Origin of the sequence: uncultured Streptococcus sp., from assembly GCF_963456385.1 — a bacterium.
In the GTDB taxonomy this organism is placed as follows: Bacteria; Bacillota; Bacilli; order Lactobacillales; family Streptococcaceae; genus Streptococcus.
The window spans coordinates 35,596-58,440 of the sequence record NZ_CAUOLF010000004.1 but is presented as its reverse complement, the minus strand read 5'-3'; the positions used below and the strand labels follow the sequence as shown (position 1 = coordinate 58,440).

Here is a 22,845-nt window from a genome sequence, read left to right as displayed (position 1 = left end):
CATATTGTCAAATGTCACTTTGCCCAGATGACATTTGTTAGGAAAAATATGACATTTGTCATATTGGTCTAGTCAGCTGTGCTTTTTTCTGGCTTAATTAGCAATAAAAAAGAAAGCAGATTATTTTCCGCTTTCTATTTCTCTTTGAATGCTCGGCAAGGCACTGTCAATCTCTTGATTCTGCATAGCATTTTGAATCAGATAGTCCATCCGGTCCATCGTATGACGGTCCACTTCCAGACTGATGTCAATGATGGAGCGATTCATCATGTGGTCTAGCCTCTCAGAAGTCAAGGAATCCAAGCCAAAATCATCGGCCTGTAAGATTTCTCTAGCCTGTTGACTTTTCACCACAGATGGTAAGACTGAGGTCCCCTGCGATTTTTCAAACAAGGCCTGCTGGCTTTCTTTATCCTGTGATAGCAAGAGCATAAATTCCCAAGCCAGCTTCTCTTGCTTACTATTGGAAGACATGGCAAAAAGCGAGGTCTTGACCTGTGTTCCCATCACCTGGCTATTGGCTGTTGGCATCGGGATACAGGTCCAAGAAAAGCTAGAATACTTGGCAACATGGTAAGGGTAAGGCTTGTAGGTCCGATACTGGGCCAGACTCATAGGATAGAAGGCCACCCGTCCCTCATCAAAATCATTAGAAGTCACCTTATAATGCTGGCTGAGCATGTCTAGCTTGCTCATAAAGGCCAAGGCTTGGTGCATCTCTGAGCTGTCTACATTGATACCGGATTTATCGGTAAGATGGCCGCCGTAAGCTACCAGAGCCTGCTGCCAAGTGTAATCCGTAATACCGTACTGATCCACCACACCATCGCCATTGGTATCCTTGGTTACTTTCTTGCAAATCTCATAGAAATCCGCCAGGGTCCAACCTGACTCAGGAATGCTAATCCCTTCTTTTTCAAGCAGGTCTTTATTGACACACATCATGATAGGATTGCTCTCGACTGGAAGAGCATAGCTGACTCCCTGATATTGCCCAGCTTCATAAGCCACTGGATAAAAAGCCTTTCGTTCATCATCCGTTAGGAGGGTATCCAAGGATTTGAGCGCGCCAGTCGAAGCCAACATGCTAAAGTCGTTTTCCGGTACCATAAAGAGATCCGGCTGCTCGCCTTTCAAGACTTGCTCTGCCAGCCAGTCAGCATAATCATCCTTGGGAATACCGCTTTCGTAGACGACCTTGACATGAGGATGCGTCTTTTCAAACTTTTTAATCAGGCTGTCCAAGACCTTGTTTTCGCGGCTGTTAGGTACATCCCAGCTAGAGCCAGCATAGACCCCGATACGAAGAACTTTTTTCTGAGCTGAAGCCCAAAAGACAAAAGCCAGAGCAACAGATATGATCAGGACAACCAGCAGGGCCAAATGTCTTAGTCTCCACTTCATTTGTCACTTTCCTTACTAAAATCTCTCTGGGTGACTCCGGTCTGCACAGCCCAGATAGCCAGCTGGGTTCGGTCGCGCAAGTTGAGCTTGGCTAGGATACCTGACAGGTAATTTCGGACTGTCCCTTCTGATAGAAAGAGCTTGGCAGCAATTTCTTTATTCGAAATCCCAAAGCCAATCTGCTGGATAATCTTCCACTCCGTCTGGCTCATGTCCTCTATATTTTCCTCCGTCACTGTGATAGCAAAGTTGGACTGGGCCATCTGAGAAAAGATTTTGAAGACCTTGGTGGCAATATTAGGATTGATCATAGCTCCGCCTCGGTAGACTGTCTGAATGGCTTCGTGAAGTTCTTCTGTCGAAACCCCTTTGAGAATGTAACCAGACGCGCCGTATTTGAGAGCGGAGAAGATAAATTCATCGTCATCAAAGGTCGTCAGAATGATAATCTTAACATCTGGATACTGCTCCTTGACAGCCTTAGTACAGAGAACACCGTCCATGACTGGCATGCGAATATCCATCAAAATCACATCTGGGCGCACCCGATGAAGCTTTTCCAGCACTTCCTTGCCGTCTCCAACTGTCCCGACAACCTCAATATCAGCGTGGGCTGACAGGATGATTTGCAGAGACTCACGAATCAAGGCCTGATCGTCTGCTATTAAAACCTTAATCATGTCTTCCTCCTATTTTTGGGATTTCGATATGCGTGTAGAAACCGTCCCGATTTTCAAAGCGGACGCTTCCGCCAATAATCATTAGGCGCTCCTGCATCTGCTTGAGGCCATAGCCATAGTGGAGTTCATCAAAGCCAACACCATCATCCTGAATGGTCATTACATAGGACTCTTCCTCCAACAGCTCAATCCAGATAGTCTTGGCATGCCCATGGCGGACAGAGTTGGTAATAGACTCCTGAATCACCCGGAACACAATGTCTTCCTTGGCAATATCCAAGTCAATATTATCCCATTCGTAGCGGAGATGAATCTCCAAATTGGAGATGGCTTGATACTCACGGATAATCTTAATCAGAGCTTCCTTCAAAGTGTTATTTTCCAGAGCTCCCGGCCGCATCTTATTGAGCGAGCCGCGGACATCACGGATACCATCTCGAACGACGACTGAGACATTATTGAGCTGCTCCTTAGCCCGATTGGTATCAATATCAACCAAGACCTTGACCGCATCAATACCCGCGGAAATTCCCGTCAGGGCATGGCCCAATGTATCGTGAATCTCTCTGGCAATCCGCTTCCGTTCTCGGTCTTCTGCTATTTTTTCGGACAAGGCCAGATAAGAGTTTAGTTCGCGATTGGCCTGAGAAGCCATGCGCAGCTCTTCCTCAATCCGATGACGCTCTGTAATAGCCGACAAGATATAGAATAGCAAGGAAATCATAAAAACGACGATATTTAAAGAATAGAGGAAATTCTTACCAAAAAGCAGTAACAGCCGGACGGACTCTGGGTAAAACCGAATATAGGTATCTAGAGAAGGCAGCTTGATAAAGAGCGACATGAGGTCATAGTTGGACAAGAGCAGCATGCCAAAGCTCAAAATAATGAAAGAAAACCAGTACTTCTTGTCCTTAGAAGCATTGAACTCCTTAGAGCCATAGAAAATATCCGCAAACACCAAGAGAATCAAGCCATTGTAGGACGAGTGCAAGACGGAAAAGATGACCAGCATAAGCAAGATTTCAATAATGGTCGCCTTGTCATAGACGGACAGCTGATTGGGGTGGCGCTCGCGATAGTACATGACCAAAAGCAGACTGCCATAGAGACTAATTGATACCCAGAAAATCAAGCTAGGAGATCCCGGAATAGCATCCAAACGCTCCAAAAGCGAGTGACTGAAGCCCTTAGCTGCTACATAGTTGGTCGCAAAGAGATAGATGGACGCATTATAGACAATGGCAACCAGATTGATGACCATCAAGGCTATTTTGCTGTAAAATATACTTTTTTGAGGTCTCATTATTGCCACCCTGTAACTGTGTATTGACTGATATTATCTCTGTTGACTAAGTGAACGGGAATCAGGTATTGGCTGTCGTAGGATTTCCCCTCCTGCATCAGCTCAATTACCTGTGCCACCTTGCGTCCCATCTGAATGGGTGATTGAGCCACGGTTCCCTCTATATCGCTAGTCGTAGCCAGAAAGTTTTTGATATCTGGTGAACCATCCACGCCATAGATTGAGATTTTCTTATCAAGACCTTGATTTTTAATAGCAGCCAAGGCCCCGATGGCTGCCCGGTCATTAAGCGCCATAACCACATTAAAGTCCAAACCCTCATCTAGAGCCCCTTTGACCTGTGGCATGGTTTCCTCAGTCTGGCCTAGTGTTTCTTTCTGGGAAACAATCTTGTAGCTAGGCTGTTTTTTAATCGTATCAATAAATCCCTGAATCCGGTCCATGGCAGAGACGGCATTGCGGTGCTCCAGAAGAAGAATATTGGCAGAAGGCAGACGCTTCATCATGTCCTGGGCAATCAGGACGCCTGCTTGATAGTTATCAGACACAATGGTCGTATCCACTTTTACATCCTGACTGATAGGCGCATCCACTACGATGATTTTAATACCAGCTTTCTTGGCCTTTTGAAGAGAGGAAATAATACTTGGACTATTGCTTTTCACCGGATTGATGACAATGACATCAACCTTTTCTCGGATAAAAAAGTCAATCTGCTGGCTCTGCTTGCCCTCATCCAGCTCAGGATCCCGAACGTAGAGCTTGCTGCCCTGCTGGTTGGTTTTCTTCTCCAGCTCCGCATTTAAGGTCTTGTAAAAGTCATTGTTCATGGTCATGTAGGTCACCCCGATCTTGACCTGCTTCTCATCTGGCAGAACGCCCTTGAAATAAACAAAAAGCAAACTCAAGATAAGCAGAATGAAAAGCGGCCAGAGAGCCTTTTTCTGATAATGCTGTATCCGTTTTTTGACCTTAGCTGATACCATTTTTCACCCCCTATGCCGTAAGCGCCTTTATGAAACATATAAGATTATTATATTACAAAGCCGGCAAAAAGCAAAATCTTTCCAGAAATGGCTATAATAAAAGAGGCGAGACAGAATCTAAAAAATCCATGATTTTTGATTCTTGATCCCACCTCAGCAATCATAACTAAACCTCAAAAAGCTTAATAGAAAGAGACTTTCAGTCAAACAGAGCTTGCATCCTGCAAAACTGAATGATGATTTTTTAGAGCTGGGTCATTTCCCACTCTTTGCTTCTTGCTTAAAAGGGAAGTTCCTCTTCTTCCAATACTAAATCTGCCAAATCAGCTCCGCTATTATTTTCACGCAGAGCGCGCTGGGCCCGACTTTCCAGGAGCTGGAAGCTATGACAGAGCACTTCTGTCACATAATGAGTCGCCCCCTCCTTCTCATAGCGACGAGTCCGTAGCTCACCATCCAGAGAAATCAAGCTGCCCTTACTTGCATAGCTGGCTAAAGTCTCAGCTAGACGACCCCAGACAACCACATTTACAAAATCCGCCTCACGCTCACCGCTCTGAGATTTATAACGGCGATTAACCGCGACCGTTGCACGAGCCACAGATTTTTCATTCGCAGTCTTGTGCAGTTCAGGTGTAGCCGTCAGCCGGCCGATTACAATTACTTTATTATACATTTTATATCCTCCTAACTTATCATTCGTAATAGGAGGCAAAAAGTGAAAAAAATGTGGTATAGTATAGACAAAAAGGAAAGTTGCAGCTTCTGTCCCTTTCCTACTAGACTTGTACAACGGAGGCTCCGATGACCATTAAACATTCCCCTGTGAAAAATATTCTTTTTATCCTGATTTCTCTGTGGTTCGGAGGTTTTTCTGCCTTAGCTGCCGTAGACTACCTGACTAGCTCCAACCCCTACAAAGACACTAGTTTCTTTGTCCTTAGTCTGCTGGTTGCTGCTTTCTTCTTACTGCCCCTTATCTTTGCTATTCGCAGACTAACCATTCATGCGACTATCCTATCCTTTGACCACGACTATGTGACCTACCACTATAGCGGACTCTTATCAGCAGCCACCTACTGCATTCCTATGCAGCAGATTAGTCATGCTCGCTACAGCCGAGACAGTGAAGAATCCGAGATTGGTCTTTGGATGGAGGACAGTTTCCATGACTTTGCTGCCTTTAACCATCCCCGCCACAAGATTTATGCCTATCCTGATAGCCAACTCATCGGCATTGTTTTCAAGAGAAAGCGCCTCAAAGCATTGGAAGACTACAGCCTAAACAGCCTTATCTACCAATACAAATACAACACTCCGAGCCAGATTCCCACAGCCACTCCTCAATCATCAACCAACTCGCAAAGCAATAGCGACAGCGTCTTCTTTTGAGACAATGTGGGGGCATTAGCCATAAGTTTCCAACAAAAAAGCTCAGAAATTCTGAGCTTTTTATGGTGTTAAATCCTCACCCTTATCCCTGCCAATGTTTGGCTGGGTCAAAGGCAGTTCCAACTAGTTCGCTATCGGCTAATTCAATGATGCCGCGTTTTTGAGGCGCATTAGGTAACTGAAGTTCCCGTGGGCTGCACATCATCCCAAAACTCTTTTCGCCTCGAAGTTCACCCGGGAAAATCAAATTCCCTTTAGGCATCATGGCACCCGGCAGAGCCACAATCGTTTTGAGGCCGACTTTGGCATTAGGAGCACCGGCCACGATTTGAACAGTCTTATCAGCAGCTACCTGCACTTGGCAGATATTCAGGTGGTCACTATCTGGATGAGCTACCATATCAACGATTTCTCCAACCACAAACTTCGGTTGGCTGTCATTAACCAAGTCCGCTGGGAAGCCTGCCTTGCTCAACTCCTGATTGAGAATGGCCACTTGCTCATCTGTCAAAAAGACCTGTCCGCGCTCTGCAATTTCAAAAAGGTCAGACTGCTCAAAAATATTCCAAGCTACAGTCTGGTCATTGTCTTCACGGTAAACACGCGCTACCCGTCCCTTGCGCTCAGCCGCCAGTTTAGCTCCTTGATTGTCCGCAGCAATAATCATCAGCACGTCACCGACATATTCTTTATTATAGGTAAAAATCATTTTACGCTCCCTTTTTCTCTTATACTAGCTAAAAATTCATTGATTTGACCCTTGGTCTTGCGGTCACGATTGACCAGACGGCCAATCTCCTGCCCCTTTTCCAACACTACTAAGCTGGGAATCCCGTAAACGTCCCACTCTTTGGCCAGATCCAAATAGGCATCACGGTCCACTTGGATAAAGCGATAGTCAGGATTTTCCGCTTCTATCTCTGGCAGAAAAGGTTTGATAAATCGGCAATCTCCGCACCAGTCAGCCGTGAAAAAGAAGACAGTCTTCTCCCCATCATTGACATAAGAAGCCAATTCCTCTATATTTATAGGAACAATCATACTTCTTCCTCGTAGCTTAGCTGACCATTTTCATAGACAAAAGCAAAATGACGGTCATCCTCTAAGACCAGACCGCCAACCAAGCGGTCATCCGTGGACTCGTAGAGCTTGACATAGAGACAGGAAATACTACCCTGACTGGAAAAGAAATCTCGCACAAGCTCGACGATTTCCTCCCGATTACGCAGTCGTTTCTGCTCCTGTACGACTTTGGCTGCCCCAAAAGCCAGCGCTCCAGCACCCAAAAGGGCGGTTGTGGTTAAAATGATTTTTTTAGCTTTCATGTAGAATATTTTAACACAAAAGAGCAGAGGCGACAAACAATATTCCAGATTTTCCTGGGAGAAGCTGGATTCTTGAATGGGCAGTCCTGTTGATTCAGGCAAGCTATAAGATTTACCTACTCATTTACCGCAAAAAGTGATAAAATAGGGGACAGAAAGAAGGTAAGTTTATGACAACATTATTTTCAAAAATCAAGGAAGTAACAGAACTTTCTGCTATTTCAGGTCACGAGGCACCTGTTCGCAACTACCTGCGGGATAAAATCACTCCCCATGTCAATGAAGTCGTCACTGACGGTCTGGGCGGTATCTTTGGGGTACGCCATACAGAAGCTGAAAATGCTCCCCGTGTGTTGGTAGCGGCCCACATGGACGAGGTTGGCTTTATGATCAGCGAAATTAAAGCTGACGGAACCTTCCGCGTAGTGGAAATCGGCGGCTGGAACCCACTGGTCGTTAGCAGCCAACGCTTCAAACTCTTTACCCATGAAGGTCGGGAAATCCCTCTTATCTCAGGCTCTGTCCCTCCTCATCTGACACGCGGATCTGGCGGACCAGTTATGCCACAGATTGCTGATATTGTCTTTGACGGTGGCTTTGCGGATAAGGCAGAAGCTGAAAGCTATGGCATCCGTCCAGGAGACACGATCGTGCCAGACAGCTCTGCCATTCTCACAGCTAACGGTAAAAATATCATCTCCAAAGCATGGGACAATCGCTACGGCGTCCTTATGGTCAGCGAATTGACTCAAGCCTTGTCTGGTCAACCACTAGACAGCCAACTCTATGTCGGAGCCAATGTTCAAGAAGAGGTTGGCCTGCGTGGTGCCCATGCTTCAACGACAAAATTTGCCCCTGAGGTCTTTCTGGCTGTAGATTGCTCCCCAGCGGGCGACATCTATGGTGGTCAAGGAGCCATCGGAGACGGAACGTTGATTCGCTTCTTTGATCCTGGTCATCTCATGCTGCCAGCTATGAAAGACTTCCTCTTGACAACTGCTGAGGAAGCAGGCATCAAGTATCAATATTACTGCGGCAAGGGCGGAACGGATGCTGGTGCTGCACATCTCCAAAGCGGCGGCGTACCATCTACCACCATTGGTGTCTGTGCCCGCTACATCCATTCCCACCAAACTCTCTATGCCATGGATGATTTCCTGCAAGCCCAAGCTTTCCTGCAAGCTCTGGTCAAAAAGCTGGATCGCTCAACGGTGGACACGATTACCAACTATTAATCTCAAAAGGCAGCTCGTTCTTCATTCGGGCTGCTATCTCTTTTGTCTGATACTTCCCCTTTCAACTTTCCAATTTGAAGAAAATTTTGTTATAATGCTTAGCAGAGGTGAAAATATACATGAAAAAAATTGCTTTTGATTCTGAGAAATACTTAAACTTGCAGCGCGACCATATCTTGGAGCGCATTAATCAATTTGAGGGCAAACTTTACATGGAATTCGGCGGTAAAATGCTGGAAGACTTCCATGCTGCCCGCGTCCTGCCAGGCTATGAGCCAGACAATAAAATCAGACTTCTCAAAGAGCTCAAGGACCAAGTAGAGATTGTCATTGCTATCAATGCTAACAACATTGAGCACTCTAAGGCGCGTGGTGATTTGGGCATTTCCTATGATCAGGAAGTGCTGCGACTAATCGATACCTTTAACGAGTTGGATATTTATGTAGGCTCAGTGGTCATCACCCAGTATTCCGGTCAGCCGGCGGCGGACCTCTTCCGCAGCCAGCTGGAAAAGAATGGTATCGCCTCCTACATCCACTACCCGATTAAGGGCTACCCGACTGACATGGACCATATCATCTCACCTGAAGGTATGGGGAAAAACGACTACATCAAAACCAGCCGTAATCTAGTCGTAGTGACCGCACCCGGTCCTGGTTCTGGTAAATTGGCTACTTGCCTATCCAATATGTATCACGACCAAACCAATGGCATCAAATCAGGCTACGCCAAGTTTGAAACCTTCCCAGTTTGGAATCTGCCCCTGCACCATCCAGTCAATTTAGCTTATGAGGCAGCGACAGCAGACCTGGACGATGTCAACATGATTGATCCTTTCCACCTGCAAACCTATAGCAAGACTACAGTCAACTATAACCGTGATATTGAAATTTTCCCAGTCCTCAAACGTATGCTGGAGCGTATACTTGGAAAATCACCTTATGCATCCCCAACGGATATGGGCGTCAACATGGTCGGCTTTGCTATTGTGGACAATGAGGCTGCCATTGAAGCATCTCAACAGGAAATCATCCGTCGCTACTACCAGACCATTCTGGACTTCAAGGCGGAGCGCGTTTCTGAATCTGCTGTCAAGAAAATCGAACTCTTGATGAATGACTTGGGTATCACACCGCTGGACCGCAAGGTAACAGTTGCTGCGCGTGCCAAGGCTGAAAGCACTGGTGAGCCAGCTCTGGCCTTGGAATTGCCAAATGGTGAAATCGTAACCGGTAAGACTTCTGAGCTTTTTGGTCCTACGGCAGCTGTATTGATTAATGCAATTAAGAAATTAGCCAATATTGCCAAAGAGACTAAGCTGATTGAGCCTGAGTATGTCAAACCAATCCAAGGCCTGAAAATCAATCATCTGGGCAGCCGCAATCCTCGCCTCCACTCAAACGAAATCTTGATGGCTCTGGCAATCACAGCCATGGAAAATCAAGATGCGGCAAATGCCATGCAGCAACTCGGCAATCTCAAGGGCAGCGAAGCCCACTCCACTGTCACTCTGACAGATGAAGACAAAAACGTCCTGCGTAAGCTAGGCATCCATGTAACCATGGACCCCGTTTACCAGTATGATAGACTTTATAGAAAATAAAAAAACAAGCTCTATTATAAGCTTGTTGAGATAGCTGGCGACGCCAGCTTTTTTTGTTAATAACGCTTGGACAGGAGAAAACGCAAGAGATAGTAAAGTCCCAAAACCAGGATAATGGTCAAGGTCAGAAACTGATTGAGACTTAAGATGATTGGAAAAACCATAGACAAAACGCTTAAACATGCTGCCAGCAGCAAAAGGATATTAAAAAGCAGAGTTCGAGTCTTTTCGTCAATCATGCGATTGCGCTCGTCAGTCACCTGAATGTAGAGCTTCTCAAAATTTTCTTCCTGTCTTAGGGCAAGATTATACCGAATGGTCATCAAAGAAAGCCCCAGCAGGATGCCGACCATGACTCCTTCCTGCTGATCATCCAGAGAATGAAAGTGACTCCAGACCAGTCCTAGCAAGATGATAAAAGTTAAGATTCGCCCCACGATAACTTTCCTTTGAAGTTTTTTTCGAAATTCTTGTTTAGTTAATGTTTCCATGTCATCCTCCTATTTTTCATACGCTTGAAAAATTTTCAATATCACCACAATCAGGAACATTCCCACAAAAGGCAGGATTTCCTTAGGGATAAAATTGGCTTGCAAATGGAGATAAGACAAGCCAACAACGACCAAAATAGCCAATATCCATTTACACAAATAAGTCCATTTCATGATTCATCCTCCTCAAAGAGAAACACTTCTTCAATCCTTAAATTGAAAAAGGATGCAATTCTATGAGCCAAAAACAGCGAGGCATTGTAGCGGCCCTTTTCCAAAGAAATAATCGTTTGTCTCGTGACCTCTAGCTTCTCAGCCAGCTCCTCCTGGCTGAGCTTTTTTCTTTTTCGTAATTCTTGAATTCGATTTTCCAAGGCTGCCTCCTTTTTACGATGTAAAACAAACTTTACTTTTCAAATATAGTATAGCTGCCTTTACATCTTTTGTCAAGAAGAAAGCGGCAAAAAAAGGACTGAAAATTTAAACATTGCAGTCCTTTCATCATCTTTATTGATTTCCTTTGTTATTTGCTTTTTAAAGCCACAGTCAACTCGACACAGGCTCCTCCTTGGTCTGGATTGAGCAGGGTCAGACGACCACTGTGCAAGAGAGCTACCTGCTTAGAAAAGGCTAAGCCGATACCATGATGGGGATTAGCTGAATTGCGGCTTTGGTCACTCTGGTAAAAGAGCTGTTCCGCTCCCAGCAGCATCTCCTCTGAAAATGCAGGGCCATTGTTCCAGATAGCAAAAACCAACTGGTCCTGCTGCACTGATACCGTTAGCTTGACTTCCTTTTGGTCTTGGTCAGCATGTTCAAGCGCATTCAATAAAATATTGAGCAAAGCTCGTTTGAGATAGTCCAAATGAATCGACAAAATCAGACCAGGCTCACAATCTTCTTGGAGATAAAAACGATAGCTTTCCTGTTTGCTGAACAGTGCCCAATCGTCCTGGAGATAAGCCAAAAAGTCCCCTAAGGAAAGCTGACTGAACTGATTAGAATCAATCTGAAAAGTCTTAGCGTAATCAATCAAAGAGCCACAATACTCTTCCATCTTGTGACTGGCCTGCAAAATCTCAGCAGCATAGTCTGCCTGTGGCTGGCCCAACTGCGCCAATTCCAAGAGCTCAGCATTCCCTTTAATCACAGTTAGGGGCGTCTTCAAATCGTGCGATGTCGCTGATAGCTGTAAAATCAACTCCTGATTATGCTGCTGCTCTCTTTCTAGAACACGAGCATTTTCTTGGTGGCTGCTCCGTAAATCGCTATAGACTTCTAGCATTTCCTCGATCCGAAAAAGCTGGCTTTGATTTTCTTCTAAAAGCTTCTCGCTCTTTAGCATTTTTATTTCCCTGTCGATTTTTCGGAGCAATTTCAAAATATGATAAAAAGTAATCAGCAGCAAGCTCCCTGCCCAAAAGAATAAGGTGAAAAGAACGTGATCACTTCCTTGCGTAAATTCATAGCCTATAAGCACAAAAATCAAAACATGAAAAAAGACGATTTTTAAACTGGTTGTCCAGACTAGGCTTTTGAAATTTCGGGTTCTAATTGCCATCTATAGCCTACTCCTCTCACTGTTGCGATTGCTTGCAGCCCTTCTTGTTTGCATTTTTGACGAATCTGATACACGTATTCTGAGATGGAGCGAAGCTGTGTTTCTGAGCTTTCTGGGTAAAGCAAGGTATGCAGGCGTTCAGCTGAAAAGGTCTGCTTGGGATTGCTAGCTAGTAAATGCAGTAACTTAAACTCTCGCTCTGAAAATTTCAAGACTTTACCAAAACAGGCAACTTCATAGCGCTCTGGATAAAATTGACAAGAAGCAATTTCAGAATAGCGCTCCTCACGTCTTTCCTCCCGCCGAAGATGAGCTCTGACACGCGCCAGCAATTCTTTGGTTCCAAAAGGCTTGACAATATAGTCATCTGCTCCGCGAAAGAGCCCTTCCACCTTGTCCGCCTCCAATTCCTTAGCCGTCAGAAAGATGATGGGACACGAAAGATGAGGACGAATGTAGGAACACAGCTCAAAACCATTAACAGGCTCCATCATCACATCCAGCAAAATCAAGTCATATCCGACAAAATGCGTCAGCTCTAGCTCTTCTATCCGATCAAGCGTCGTCACATCATAAGCGTCGAGCTCTAGGACGTTTTTCACCAGCTTCAAAATGCTCCGGTCGTCATCAACCACCAAAATACGATACTGTCTCATGAATTCCATTATAGCATACCTCTAGCGAACATCTCGTTTCAAGGTTAAGAATATAGCAGAGCTCCAAACCAAAGCTAACCATAACAGCTGTATTCCCAGCCCTGATAGATCTATTGAATGCTGAAGCCCTTCATACTCAAAAAGATTTAGCGTAGCCAGATCGGGCAGGTATTTTGCTTCCTTGATGAACGTTGCCAATAAACGGCTGAGACCAATCAAGAGAGGAAAAAGCACCGACACCGGCACAACCCAAGATTGAAAGAGCAAAGCGAGGCCGGCAGTTAAAAAAGCCAGAAAAAGATTGCTGAGAAGACCAAAAGAGCTGTAATAAAGGAATTTCCCCAGTAAGGACCAGCTAAAGTCTAGGTCAAAACGAGCCAGCATAACAAGGAAACAGTTGCCTATCATGACACTGTAGAGAACCAAGAGCAGAACGGCCAGAAAAAGGAATTTCCCAGCCAACCAAGCCTTTCTATTTGATACGGTTAGAAAATTCGTTCGCATCCCAGACTTGACAAACTCCTGGGCAAAATAGAGGGAAGTAAAGATGACGATGACAGGCTGCGCCAGATAGAGGGCGTGCAAAACCTCGCTCAGAGCCTTCATCTGACCAACTGCTGTCTGACTGTAGTCAAGATTCATTAGAAAAAATGGAACAGCTACCAGAGCCACCAAGGCTGCACCAAGAGCGAGATAGTAAGAACGGAACTTAATCCATTCACTTTTAAGTAGAGCTTTTATCATCAGTATCGCCCTCCTAAATCCGTCTTCAAAAAGCGCAGAGAGGTCATGCCGCCAATGACCAGCAACCATGTGCCTAGTATCAACAGCCCTTGCAAGGGATTATTGACATATTGGGAAGTTGGCGTTGCAGCAAACAACTCTCCTGCTGGTTGTGGCAGATAAGCTCCCCAACTCGTGTGAGCTGCCAGGTAGTTTCCTAGATTATAGATCTGTGGCACGAGAAAAAGCAGAGGAACTAGCATGGTCCGAGCCAATAAACCTAACAAAAATGAAAGGATTCCTAATAGGGTTAGAGATAAGGTTTTCCACAAAATCAAACTCCAAGCTGCCTGATTGAGCAGAATTGGATCAAGCCCTTCCTTTCCTAAAGCCAGGTGCATGACCATATAACTAAAGTAGATTGATAAAAAGCTACTGGCAAGAGAAAAGCAAGCAAAGGTCATGAGTTTCCCCACAAGCAACTTCAGGCGGTTATTACAGGTCAAAAGACTGGTTCTCAAGCTATGAGACTGAAATTCCATAGCTCCCAAAATTCCAGCTAAGATGACCAAAACCATGCCTGCCATAGAAGCCCCATTGAGGCCTAGATATTCCAGCGGGTCAATGGCTTCTGCCAGGCCGGGAACCGTCTCAGGCGTGGCATCCAAGCCGACAGATAAATACTGTCGACCCTCCAGCCAGGATACGGCAGGCACCAATAGCAGCATGAAGGCCATACTCACTTTGAAAGCCTTGGTTGAGCAAATTTTCAACCATTCTGAATGCAATAAGGACATCGTTTCTTTCATCTTAAACCTCCTCTGTCAAATCAAAGAAGAGATCTTCTAGACTGTCTGAATCTTGCAGCACCTCTTCTAATCGTCCCTGCTCAATAATTCGCCCATGATGAATCAAGACTACATCATCTGTCACCATTTGCACCTCTGATAGGATATGAGAAGATAGAAGTACCGTTTTCCCTAAATCAGCCTGCTGACGGATGAACTTTCTAAACCACTTAATCCCACTTGGATCCAGGCCATTGGTCGGCTCATCTAATATAAGAAACTGAGGATCACCCAGCAAAGCTGCAGCCAAACCTAAGCGCTGACCTTCCCCCAGAGACAGGCTTGACAAGAGGTCCTTCCTCTTATGAGCGATTCCAGTCATCTCCAAAACCTCATCGATCCGAGACTTGGGAATAGCATTACTCGCCGCAATAATTCTCAAGTGGTCATAGACCTTTCGATTTGGCAGACCGCCAATGCCGTCAAAGGCTGCACCTACCGTTCTGAGCGGATAGGTCATTGACTGATAGGTTTGCCCATCAAAAGTCGCCGTCCCTGCTGTCGCCCGATCTAACCCCAAGAGAATCCTCAAGGTCGAACTTTTCCCTGCACCATTTGGACCCAGAAAAGCTGTAATCCGACCGCTTCTAGCTGTAAAAGAAATATCTTCTAAAATCTGCTTGCTGCCATGCTTTTTGCAGACTCCTTCTATTTTCACCATATGTTCCATATTGAACTCCTTTTGATTTTTCTTTAGTATACAAGGACAAGTTCAGAGAAAGTTCAGACAATAAAAAAACTTGCCTTACGACAAGCTTCTTTTCTCATTTTTCAACCGCATCCCAGAGCTGGCGGGTGCTTTTTTTCTGCACGGGATCGACAAAGTGTGGGGCGATTTCCACCAGAGATTGCAAGACAAAAGCTCGCTCAGCCACATAAGGATGAGGAACTATCAAGTCTGGACTGTATAACTCTTCTTGTCCTATGTAAAGAATATCCAGATCAATCACACGAGGTCCCCATTTAATCTCCCGCACGCGCCCTAAATCAGCTTCGATGGCCAAGAGCGTCTGCATTAACTCCTCAGGATTGAGCCAAGTCTCAACTTCAACAACTTGATTGAGGAACCGATTCTGCTCAACGCCACCCCAAGGCTCTGTCTCAATACGGCTTGATTCCTGCAAAATTCTTATATTTTGCTCTGCCATTTTTTCCAAAGCAGCATCCAGATTGGCAGCTGGACTGCCTTGATTGCTGCCCAGAGCGATAAAGGCTTTCCGCTTTTGACGAACTAGCTTGACTGAGCAGGTCTCTAAAGGCAGCGGCACCGGTGCCCAAGGCTTCTTGACCTCCAAGCTGACCTTCTGCACCAAAGGGTGAGTCAGAAAAATCCGATCAATCATCTTGTAAGCCAGCGTCTCAATCAAGTCTTCCTTGCTTTCCTGACACCAGCGGGTCAAATCTTGAGCCAATTCTCCATAGTGGATAGAAGCCGTCAGGTCGCCTGTTTTGGCAGCCCCAGTCATATCATAGTCCAAAATCAGATCCAGCACAAAACGCTGGCCTAATTCCTTCTCTGCTCCAAACAGACCGTGATAGGCATACACTTCCAAATCCTTTATGCGTAGCTGATCCATTCCCTTATCCTTTCTGATTCAAGTTTCTGCATTGCATCCTTGATAAAACTATCTAGCCTTTCCCGACACGCTCCACCTCTGATAAGCTCAATGTCCCATCAGCTTGTAAGCTTCATTTTTCAAATCCTTGTCTGTCGCTAAAACGCCACGCGCCGCTGTTGTAACCGTTGCAGTGCCAGGCTTTCTGACTCCGCGCATATTCATACACATATGCTCAGCTTCCACCCAGACTAAGGCCCCTTGAGCACCCAGATAGTCCATCAAGGCTTCAGCAATCTCTACGGTCAATCGCTCTTGAATCTGCGGTTTCTTGGCATATACTTCAACCGTACGAGCCAGCTTGGACAGGCCTGCTACCCGACCATTAGGCACATAGGCGATGTGAACCTTCCCGTAAAATGGCAGGAAGTGGTGCTCACACATGGAATGAAAGAAAATATCCTTCTCCACTACCATATTATTGTCAATGATTTCAAAAGACTTGGCCAGATGCTCCTCTGCAGTCTCACCCAACCCAGCAAAGATTTCCTGGTACATTTTAGCAATGCGCTGTGGCGTCTCCTGCAAGCCTTCTCGGCTTCCGTCTTCTCCAACCGCCTCAATAATCTGGGCAACAGCTGCTTCAATTTTCTTCGTGTCCATATATGCTCCTATGTTCATTTTTATTTTTTGATAACTGACTTGACTGAGAAGGACGCTCAGCAAAGTCTAACTTGCGATTCTCAAGGATTGACTTTCTAACCTGAGCCAGAAAATAAAGAGATCCCGTAATCAGCAAAAGCTCATCTGACTCATGCTCTACTGCTAAATAATCTGCTAAATAATCCGGCCATTCTTTGTAAGACAGTCCTTGCTGCTTAGCCAAGGCTTGCATGCTCTCTTTAGAAAAACTCCGCGGATCAGCAAAGGCTGTCAAGCTTATAGTTGCTTTGGGAATCTTTTGCAGCAGCTCCACCATATCATCCAAGGCTTTGGTTTGGATACAAGCAAATAAAATGTGCTTTCTATACGTCGGATAATGCTGATCCAGTGTCGCAACTAGTGACCGCAAGGCGTGGGGATTGTGGGCTCCATCCAGAAGGATGAGCGGCTGATCCGATATTCTTTCCAAACGCCCTGGCCATACCGCAGCAAGCAAGGCCCCCTCAACCTCTTCTTTTGTCAACAAGGGCAGCGACTGCAACTGACAGTATAGGTCACACAAGTGCAGAGCCAATCCAGCATTGTCCGCCTGATGCAGTCCCATCAGAGCTGTTTGATACGAGTCTTTGGCCCGATAGGCATTCGAAAAGGAAAAGCACTCCCCCTTCTCCGACTCTTGATGTTCCACTTGATAGTCTTGAGACCAAGAAAAGAGCGGAGCATCTTTTTCAGCAGCCTTCTGCTCGACTACTGCCAGAGCCTCCAGCTCCAACCTACCGGTCACAAGGGGAACTCCAGGCTTGATAATGCCTGCTTTTTGCTGGGCAATAGCCTCCAGACTGTCACCCAGCAAGGCCACATGATCCAGACCGACTGTCGTGATAGCAGTCAGCAAGGGCTGACAGACATTGGTACTGTCCAAAAGCCCACCCATGCCGACCTCGATAATAGCCACGTCCACCTGCTGCTGGACAAAATAATCATAAGCCAGAGCAGTTACAATCTCAAACTCAGTTATCCCCTGCAAGCTAGAATCTGTCGCATGCTGGGCCAAAAGCTCTTGGTAATTAGAAAGCAATCGCTGAAGGTCTTGGTCGGAAATCGCATTGCCATTAATGGCAATCTGCTCATTGTAGTTGACTAGGTAGGGAGAGGTGAAGGTGCCAACACGCAGGTATCGCACCTCCAAAAGTTGGCGCAGATGGGCAATGGTTGAACCCTTGCCATTAGTCCCTGCAATATGAATGACTGGTAGCTGCAAATGCGGATTCCCCCGCAGCTCCAGCAAACGCTCCATCCGCTCCAAGCCAAAATTGGGACTGGCTGTCCGATAGGCTTCCAGCCAGCTTAAATCAGGTAATTCTTGTTTTTTCATCTTACTTGTACTGACCTAGATTGAGATCTTCTGTCTGCTGTGCTAGGCGAATCGCATCGCCAACGGCAGCAGCCATCCGGTGCTTAGCCACTTCGTGCACTCTGACAACTTCAACGCCTCTGCTAGCCGCAAGGGTAGTCAGATGGGCTGAAGCTGTATCACGGTTTTCGAAGCCTTCCTGAGTCTCAGGATTGACCTCAAAGTCGTTTTCTTCTAAGATACTAACGAGAAACCGCTTACGAGAAACCCCAAGAAAAATAGGAAAACCAGCCTGATGGAGACTATCCAGCTCCTGCAAAATGAGAAGATTCTCCCGCTTTGTCAAACCGAAACCAATCCCTGGATCCAGCATGATATTATCACGAGAAAGGCCGGCATGTTCCGCCACCTTCAAAGATTTCTCAAAACACTTCCACATTAGTTCTGCAATCGGCAGCTCTGCAAAAAGAGACAATTCTTCCTTACTAAAAGCAGGGGCAAAGCCAAATTCTGGGAAAATCCTTGAACTAGCATGTTGAGGACGAGCCATCACCGGATTAAACATGACAATGACTGGCGCGCCATATTTCGCAGCAGTCTCTGCCATCTTTTCATCACCCAAAAGACCGGTAATATCGTTGATGATATCTGCACCCGCAGCCAAAGCCGCTGCAGCCACTTCCGACTTCCAAGTGTCCACAGAAATCACAATATCACTTTCCCGACGAATAGCTTCAATGACTGGCACCACCCGCTCTATCTCTTCTTGAATAGCCACAAAATGACTGCCTGGCCGAGTAGACTCACCGCCAATATCCAGCATGTGAGCTCCCTCAGCAATCAGCTTTCTGGCCTGAGCCAATGCCGTCTTAACCGTATTGTAGCGCCCACCATCTGAAAAAGAATCCGGCGTCGCATTGATAATGCCACAGAGGCCCGTTCGGCCATCTGGAGCAATTGCTTTTAGATTCACCATTGATTTTCATCTCATTTCTATTGACTGCCCTGCTCTTCAACAAAAAAGGCACACTCATCTAGTGTACCGCAAAGCTCTCAGCAGATGCAGCATCCAGTCCTATGAACTGCACTCGACTTCACAAGAAGACCTTATCTAGTCCCTTGTTTCATTTACCATTTTACCATAATTCTTCTATTTGACAAAACACTTTCTAAAAGCAAAAGGGCAAAAGGCTGAGAATAATCATATTTCGGAGAATATGGGCCAGCACAGACAGCTCCAAACGCTGAAAATAAGGCCTGAGGAGATGGGCAAAGACTAGTCCCAAAACTAGATAGGAGAGAAAACACAGAGTTTCCTGAGGATTTTTCGCAAGGGAAAAGCAGAGAAAACCTAGTGCAATCCCCCAGCTCTTCCGATAGCGAAGAGAGAAGTCACTGTCAACAAATTTCGGTGCTGTAGGGGATAAAACGGAAATATCAATCCCCAGAAGCAAAAGAGAAGATGACAGAAAACTCTCCGTCAGCATCTGCTCTACCGCCTGACCTGACTGCGCCTCCTTACCACACAGCAGAAGAACTCCCGCAGCATTGACCAAAATCATCAAAAAATACAAGAAAAGCAAGTGTCGATAGTTGCTTGACTGACGCAGAGAACCTTTGATTTCCTGCAGTTCTCTGGAAAAATAAAAGGCACAACAAAAAAGCAACCCCAGCAAGCCCACCATAAAAAGCAGATTAGCCTGACTAAAGACCAAGCGATGAGGCATTGGATGGATCATGAGCAGCAGTCCCGTCTGAGTCAACATAGCCAGCAATAACAATTGAATGATTTTCTCTAATTTCAGCATATTCTCTCCATTCTTCTCTTATCATTATAGAAGAAGTAAGAGCAAGCTGGGAGAAATCCCCTCAAATGTCCTAATTTGTGCCTCAAATGACAAAAAAAGCAGATATTCTCTGCTTTCTTACTTGTTCACCAAACCTGTCAGTATCATGATGAGTACTGCAACTCCATTTCTCAGCATGTGTGCCAAAATAGACATTTCCAAACGCTTAAATATGTAAGCAACCGCAGCTAAAACAGCACCCATACCTGCATATATAACAAAACTGCCGATGTTGGTCGGACCATGGAAAAGACCGAAAAGAATGACTCCTACAACCAATCCCCAAACACAATGCTTGGTAAAAATCTTCTGAGGAATCAAGCCGCGAAAGACTACTTCCTCCAAGATAGGGGCCTGAATCACAGCTCCTACCACTAATAAAATCTTGGGTACATGCTGAAATAAAGCATTCAAGGCATCCTGATTAGCAGTAGAAATGGCCTGACCTTCCAGCAGCATGATAATTGCTCCCAGCATGTTGACGCCAATCATGACAACATTAGAAACAGCTAACCAGCCAAACGAAGACCATTTGAAAAAGCTAAAGTCTAAGCTCAGCAGTTCTTCTTGCTTAGCCATTCTCAGAACAAAAAAGACAATCAAAAGATATACCACCAGCACAAAGATAGTCTGTCCAGCTGAAAAATTCTTCTCAGAAGCAGTCATCTGTCGGATAAATATAAATGGTATCTGGCTGAGAAATAAGACAAACAGAGTCAGTAGAATGTACTCTAATTTTTTTAGAATTGCTTTCATATCTTCCTCCTTTTCCTTCCTAGTATAGCTCAATTTTCTTATTTTGTATAGACAATTCTTAACTGCAAGCATTTTGTATATCAAGTATTGAGAATAAGTGCTGATAGTGACAATGAGAACGAATCGCTCAGTTTTTCCAAAGCCAAAGACCAAGAAATTTTTTTCTTAAAGCATACAAAAAGCCCAGTCAAACTGAGCTTTTGGATTTTCTTAATTTATTGATTTTTGAATCGTTCGACATCACGCGCGATGACCAATTCTTCGTCAGTCGGGATAACCAAGACTTTGACCTTGGCATTAGGACTAGAAATCACACCTTCTGCACCACGCACATTCTTTTCTGGGTCTACGTCACAGCCAAACCAAGAAATACCATTAATAACCAATTCACGAATGGTCACAGAATTTTCACCGATTCCTGCGGTAAAGATGATAGCATCAGCTCCATTCAAGACAGCAAGATACTGACCAATGTATTTCTGAATCCGGTCTACAAAAATGTCGTTAGCTAATTGAGCCTTGGCATCACCTGCCCGCATCGCTTCATGAATATCGCGCATATCACTAGACTTCTCAGAAACTCCCAGCAGGCCTGACTCACGGTTCAAGACGCGGCTAATATCTTCCGGAGTATTAAAGTCATCTGTGTATTGCATCAGGTAAGGAATGATAGCTGGGTCAATATCCCCTGTACGAGTTCCCATCATGACACCGCCAAGTGGTGTGAATCCCATAGAGGTATCCACAGAAACGCCCTTGTCAACTGCTGTGATGGAAGCTCCATTACCGATATGGCAAGTGATAAGCTTGAGTTCTTCAATCGGACGACCCAAAATTTTAGCAGCTTCCTTGGCTACATACTCATGGCTGGTCCCGTGAGCCCCGTACTTGCGAACCTTGTTTTCAGTGTAATATTTAGTCGGAATCGGATAGCGATATGCTTTTTCCGGCATAGTTGTATGGAAAGAGGTGTCAAAGACTACCACGCTGGTGATGTCTGGCAGAATTTCTCTAAACGCACGGATGCCTGCAGCATTGGCTGGATTATGCAATGGAGCTAGAAGAGACAACTCTTCTACCTTTTGAATCACTTCTTCATCAACGAGAGCTGAATCCTTAAAGTATTCACCACCAGCCACAACACGGTGGCCCACACCGGTAATCTCATCATAAGATTCAATGATATTAAAGCGTTTCAAATCATCCAGCAAAATTTTTACGGCCTGCGTGTGATCTTCAATATCAAGAACCTGCTTCTCTGACCGACCATCAAACTTCACTGTTGAAATAGAATCCTTGAGACCAATCCGTTCCAGCAAGCCCTTAGCCAAGACTTTTTCTTCTGGCATCAAATAGAGTTGCCATTTTAAGCTTGAGCTTCCTGCATTAATGGAAATTGTTTTCGACATTTCTTCACCTCTTTAAGCGTTTTCAAAATCATTATATCAAAATTTTGTTTGAATTTCACTATCTTTGTACCAGTTTTGAAAACTTTGGCGGAATTTAAACATTTCATCATGATCCTGCAAATCCCGCAGAGGGTAGATAAAAGGCTGAATGTTATTCGCTTCCTGTTTCCTCAAGACAAAAAGGGTTTTGCCATGCTTGCTGCTTGAGAAAATAGACTCTGGCAAAGTTATCATCGCGATAAACTGAGCCTTGGCTAGGAGCCATTTTTTCAGCAGAGGAGCTTGAGCGCTGGTCAAGAGGTCATTGGGTGCCAGAAATATGGCATAACCTCCCGGTTTCAGATATTTGAGTGACTGCTCCATTAGAAGATGGTGGGCATAAGTGTGCTCATCCGGACTAGCCACTTCATAGCGAGAGGCAATACTGTCGTCTGGATAATAACCGACCGGTAAATCACTGATAATGATATCACTCTCTTTCAGAACCTGAGGCCGAACTGCATCCCCCTGAGCAAAGTGAGCCTTAGAGTTCATAACCTCTGCAATGCTGGCAGAAAGGTCGATTAATAAATCATCTAGTTCCAGACCCAGATAGTCTATCTTCTTTTGAGTATGGTTGAGAATAGTCTCAGCCAAATTCCCAGTCCCACTGCCGATTTCTAATACATCAGCTTCCTCTCCGTGAGCTAGCTGGTCCAATAAGAAAGTAATCAGAAAACCAATTGTATCAGGAGTGAACTGATGATTGACCTGCATGGGCTCCGTCTGGGCAGCCTTCATCAGGATAAACTGATAGGCTCTCCGCCACTCTTCCTTGGTCAAATGCAGAGCGCGGATTTTTTCATCGTTGGTCAGAACTTCTTGTAAGTCCGTATCCCCATCTAGGTAAATACCGTTCTGCTCAATCAGAGCATCGTAAAAATTGGTCGCCAGAGCGTTTTGGATATTCTGGACGTTTTCGAGAATCAGAGTATAAGCTTGTTCTATCTTTTCAAAATTCATGGAATCCTCCGTTCATCCTATCATACCAAAAATAAGGAACCTTTCCA

General features: G+C 45.2%; 27 protein-coding genes. 3 read left to right on the top strand and 24 right to left on the bottom strand.

Going from position 1 to position 22,845, the window contains the following annotated elements; translation table 11 throughout:
* Positions 1-120: 120 nt before the first annotated feature.
* The 5 genes from RP262_RS02615 to RP262_RS02595 all read right to left on the bottom strand — a co-directional run bounded on the left by RP262_RS02615 (position 121) and on the right by RP262_RS02595 (position 5,052).
* On the bottom strand, positions 121-1,404 hold the full coding sequence (locus RP262_RS02615; protein WP_311154203.1) for a sugar ABC transporter substrate-binding protein: 1,284 nt from the start codon (positions 1,402-1,404) through the stop codon (positions 121-123).
* A complete protein-coding gene (locus RP262_RS02610) occupies positions 1,401-2,084 on the bottom strand; it encodes a response regulator transcription factor (protein WP_311154202.1) in 684 nt (227 codons plus the stop codon). Before RP262_RS02610 ends, RP262_RS02615 begins: the two co-directional genes overlap by 4 nt.
* Positions 2,077-3,390, bottom strand: a complete 1,314-nt coding sequence (locus tag RP262_RS02605) for a sensor histidine kinase (RefSeq protein WP_311154201.1) — start codon at positions 3,388-3,390, stop codon at positions 2,077-2,079. The genes RP262_RS02610 and RP262_RS02605 overlap by 8 nt, the downstream gene beginning before the upstream one ends.
* Positions 3,390-4,376, bottom strand: coding sequence for a substrate-binding domain-containing protein (locus RP262_RS02600; RefSeq protein ID WP_311154200.1), 987 nt, complete (start codon positions 4,374-4,376; stop codon positions 3,390-3,392). Before RP262_RS02600 ends, RP262_RS02605 begins: the two co-directional genes overlap by 1 nt.
* Before the next feature lie 280 nt (positions 4,377-4,656).
* Entirely contained in the window at positions 4,657-5,052 is a 396-nt protein-coding gene (locus tag RP262_RS02595) for a single-stranded DNA-binding protein (protein WP_002896737.1), read from the bottom strand.
* Positions 5,053-5,180: 128 nt separating this feature from the next.
* Between RP262_RS02595 and RP262_RS02590 the strand changes: the two genes are divergently transcribed.
* A complete protein-coding gene (locus RP262_RS02590; protein ID WP_311154199.1) occupies positions 5,181-5,768 on the top strand; it encodes a hypothetical protein in 588 nt (195 codons plus the stop codon).
* Positions 5,769-5,850: 82 nt separating this feature from the next.
* Here the strand turns inward: RP262_RS02590 and ytpR are convergent, their stop codons facing one another.
* The 3 genes from ytpR to RP262_RS02575 are packed head-to-tail and all read right to left on the bottom strand — an operon-like array spanning position 5,851 to position 7,093.
* Positions 5,851-6,477, bottom strand: a complete 627-nt coding sequence (gene ytpR / locus RP262_RS02585; RefSeq protein ID WP_002901679.1) for a YtpR family tRNA-binding protein — start codon at positions 6,475-6,477, stop codon at positions 5,851-5,853.
* Positions 6,474-6,809, bottom strand: a complete 336-nt coding sequence (locus tag RP262_RS02580; protein WP_002901680.1) for a thioredoxin family protein — start codon at positions 6,807-6,809, stop codon at positions 6,474-6,476. The genes ytpR and RP262_RS02580 overlap by 4 nt, the downstream gene beginning before the upstream one ends.
* Positions 6,806-7,093 (bottom strand): DUF4651 domain-containing protein, encoded by a 288-nt coding sequence (locus RP262_RS02575; protein ID WP_032910658.1) that lies wholly within the window; start codon positions 7,091-7,093, stop codon positions 6,806-6,808. Before RP262_RS02575 ends, RP262_RS02580 begins: the two co-directional genes overlap by 4 nt.
* A 170-nt stretch (positions 7,094-7,263) precedes the next feature.
* Here RP262_RS02575 and pepA point away from each other — a divergent pair, with 170 nt between their 5' ends.
* Both pepA and RP262_RS02565 read left to right on the top strand, forming a co-directional pair.
* Positions 7,264-8,328 carry a glutamyl aminopeptidase gene (gene pepA / locus RP262_RS02570; RefSeq protein WP_311154198.1) on the top strand — a complete coding sequence of 355 codons (1,065 nt, stop codon included), beginning with the start codon at positions 7,264-7,266 and terminating at the stop codon, positions 8,326-8,328.
* A 119-nt stretch (positions 8,329-8,447) separates the two neighbouring features.
* Positions 8,448-9,932: a DUF1846 domain-containing protein gene (locus RP262_RS02565; RefSeq protein ID WP_311154197.1), complete on the top strand. Its 1,485-nt coding sequence runs from the start codon at positions 8,448-8,450 to the stop codon at positions 9,930-9,932.
* A gap of 56 nt (positions 9,933-9,988) precedes the next feature.
* On the opposite strand, the gene RP262_RS02560 is transcribed toward RP262_RS02565, so the two are convergent.
* The 16 genes from RP262_RS02560 to RP262_RS02485 all read right to left on the bottom strand — a co-directional run bounded on the left by RP262_RS02560 (position 9,989) and on the right by RP262_RS02485 (position 22,798).
* Entirely contained in the window at positions 9,989-10,423 is a 435-nt protein-coding gene (locus tag RP262_RS02560) for a hypothetical protein (RefSeq protein WP_311154196.1), read from the bottom strand.
* A gap of 9 nt (positions 10,424-10,432) precedes the next feature.
* Positions 10,433-10,597 (bottom strand): hypothetical protein, encoded by a 165-nt coding sequence (locus RP262_RS02555; RefSeq protein WP_124765806.1) that lies wholly within the window; start codon positions 10,595-10,597, stop codon positions 10,433-10,435.
* A complete protein-coding gene (locus RP262_RS02550; RefSeq protein WP_311154195.1) occupies positions 10,594-10,797 on the bottom strand; it encodes a helix-turn-helix transcriptional regulator in 204 nt (67 codons plus the stop codon). The genes RP262_RS02555 and RP262_RS02550 overlap by 4 nt, the downstream gene beginning before the upstream one ends.
* A gap of 149 nt (positions 10,798-10,946) precedes the next feature.
* On the bottom strand, positions 10,947-11,984 hold the full coding sequence (locus tag RP262_RS02545) for a HAMP domain-containing sensor histidine kinase (RefSeq protein ID WP_311154194.1): 1,038 nt from the start codon (positions 11,982-11,984) through the stop codon (positions 10,947-10,949).
* Entirely contained in the window at positions 11,951-12,649 is a 699-nt protein-coding gene (locus RP262_RS02540) for a response regulator transcription factor (RefSeq protein ID WP_311154193.1), read from the bottom strand. The genes RP262_RS02545 and RP262_RS02540 overlap by 34 nt, the downstream gene beginning before the upstream one ends.
* 12 nt (positions 12,650-12,661) lie before the next feature.
* The gene (locus RP262_RS02535; protein WP_311154192.1) at positions 12,662-13,384 is read right to left on the bottom strand and encodes a lantibiotic ABC transporter permease; all 723 of its coding nucleotides are present in this window, start codon (positions 13,382-13,384) and stop codon (positions 12,662-12,664) included.
* Positions 13,384-14,172, bottom strand: coding sequence for a lantibiotic ABC transporter permease (locus RP262_RS02530; protein WP_311154191.1), 789 nt, complete (start codon positions 14,170-14,172; stop codon positions 13,384-13,386). The genes RP262_RS02535 and RP262_RS02530 overlap by 1 nt, the downstream gene beginning before the upstream one ends.
* Position 14,173: 1 nt before the next feature.
* Entirely contained in the window at positions 14,174-14,881 is a 708-nt protein-coding gene (locus tag RP262_RS02525; protein ID WP_084945598.1) for an ABC transporter ATP-binding protein, read from the bottom strand.
* A 94-nt stretch (positions 14,882-14,975) separates the two neighbouring features.
* Positions 14,976-15,788 (bottom strand): 2-amino-4-hydroxy-6-hydroxymethyldihydropteridine diphosphokinase, encoded by an 813-nt coding sequence (folK, locus tag RP262_RS02520; RefSeq protein ID WP_311154190.1) that lies wholly within the window; start codon positions 15,786-15,788, stop codon positions 14,976-14,978.
* Positions 15,789-15,875: 87 nt separating this feature from the next.
* Positions 15,876-16,430, bottom strand: a complete 555-nt coding sequence (gene folE / locus RP262_RS02515; RefSeq protein WP_002896758.1) for a GTP cyclohydrolase I FolE — start codon at positions 16,428-16,430, stop codon at positions 15,876-15,878.
* Positions 16,411-17,805, bottom strand: coding sequence for a folylpolyglutamate synthase/dihydrofolate synthase family protein (locus RP262_RS02510; protein WP_311154189.1), 1,395 nt, complete (start codon positions 17,803-17,805; stop codon positions 16,411-16,413). Before RP262_RS02510 ends, folE begins: the two co-directional genes overlap by 20 nt.
* A 1-nt stretch (position 17,806) precedes the next feature.
* A complete protein-coding gene (gene folP, locus RP262_RS02505; protein ID WP_311154188.1) occupies positions 17,807-18,760 on the bottom strand; it encodes a dihydropteroate synthase in 954 nt (317 codons plus the stop codon).
* 193 nt (positions 18,761-18,953) lie between these two features.
* Positions 18,954-19,592: a CAAX protease family protein gene (locus tag RP262_RS02500; protein WP_311154187.1), complete on the bottom strand. Its 639-nt coding sequence runs from the start codon at positions 19,590-19,592 to the stop codon at positions 18,954-18,956.
* Between the two features lie 117 nt (positions 19,593-19,709).
* Entirely contained in the window at positions 19,710-20,459 is a 750-nt protein-coding gene (locus tag RP262_RS02495; RefSeq protein ID WP_311154186.1) for a type II CAAX endopeptidase family protein, read from the bottom strand.
* A 143-nt stretch (positions 20,460-20,602) separates the two neighbouring features.
* Complete coding sequence (locus tag RP262_RS02490; protein WP_311154185.1) at positions 20,603-21,796, bottom strand: acetate kinase; 1,194 nt, start codon at positions 21,794-21,796, stop codon at positions 20,603-20,605.
* Positions 21,797-21,832: 36 nt separating this feature from the next.
* Positions 21,833-22,798 (bottom strand): class I SAM-dependent methyltransferase, encoded by a 966-nt coding sequence (locus tag RP262_RS02485; RefSeq protein WP_311154184.1) that lies wholly within the window; start codon positions 22,796-22,798, stop codon positions 21,833-21,835.
* Positions 22,799-22,845: the final 47 nt, after the last annotated feature.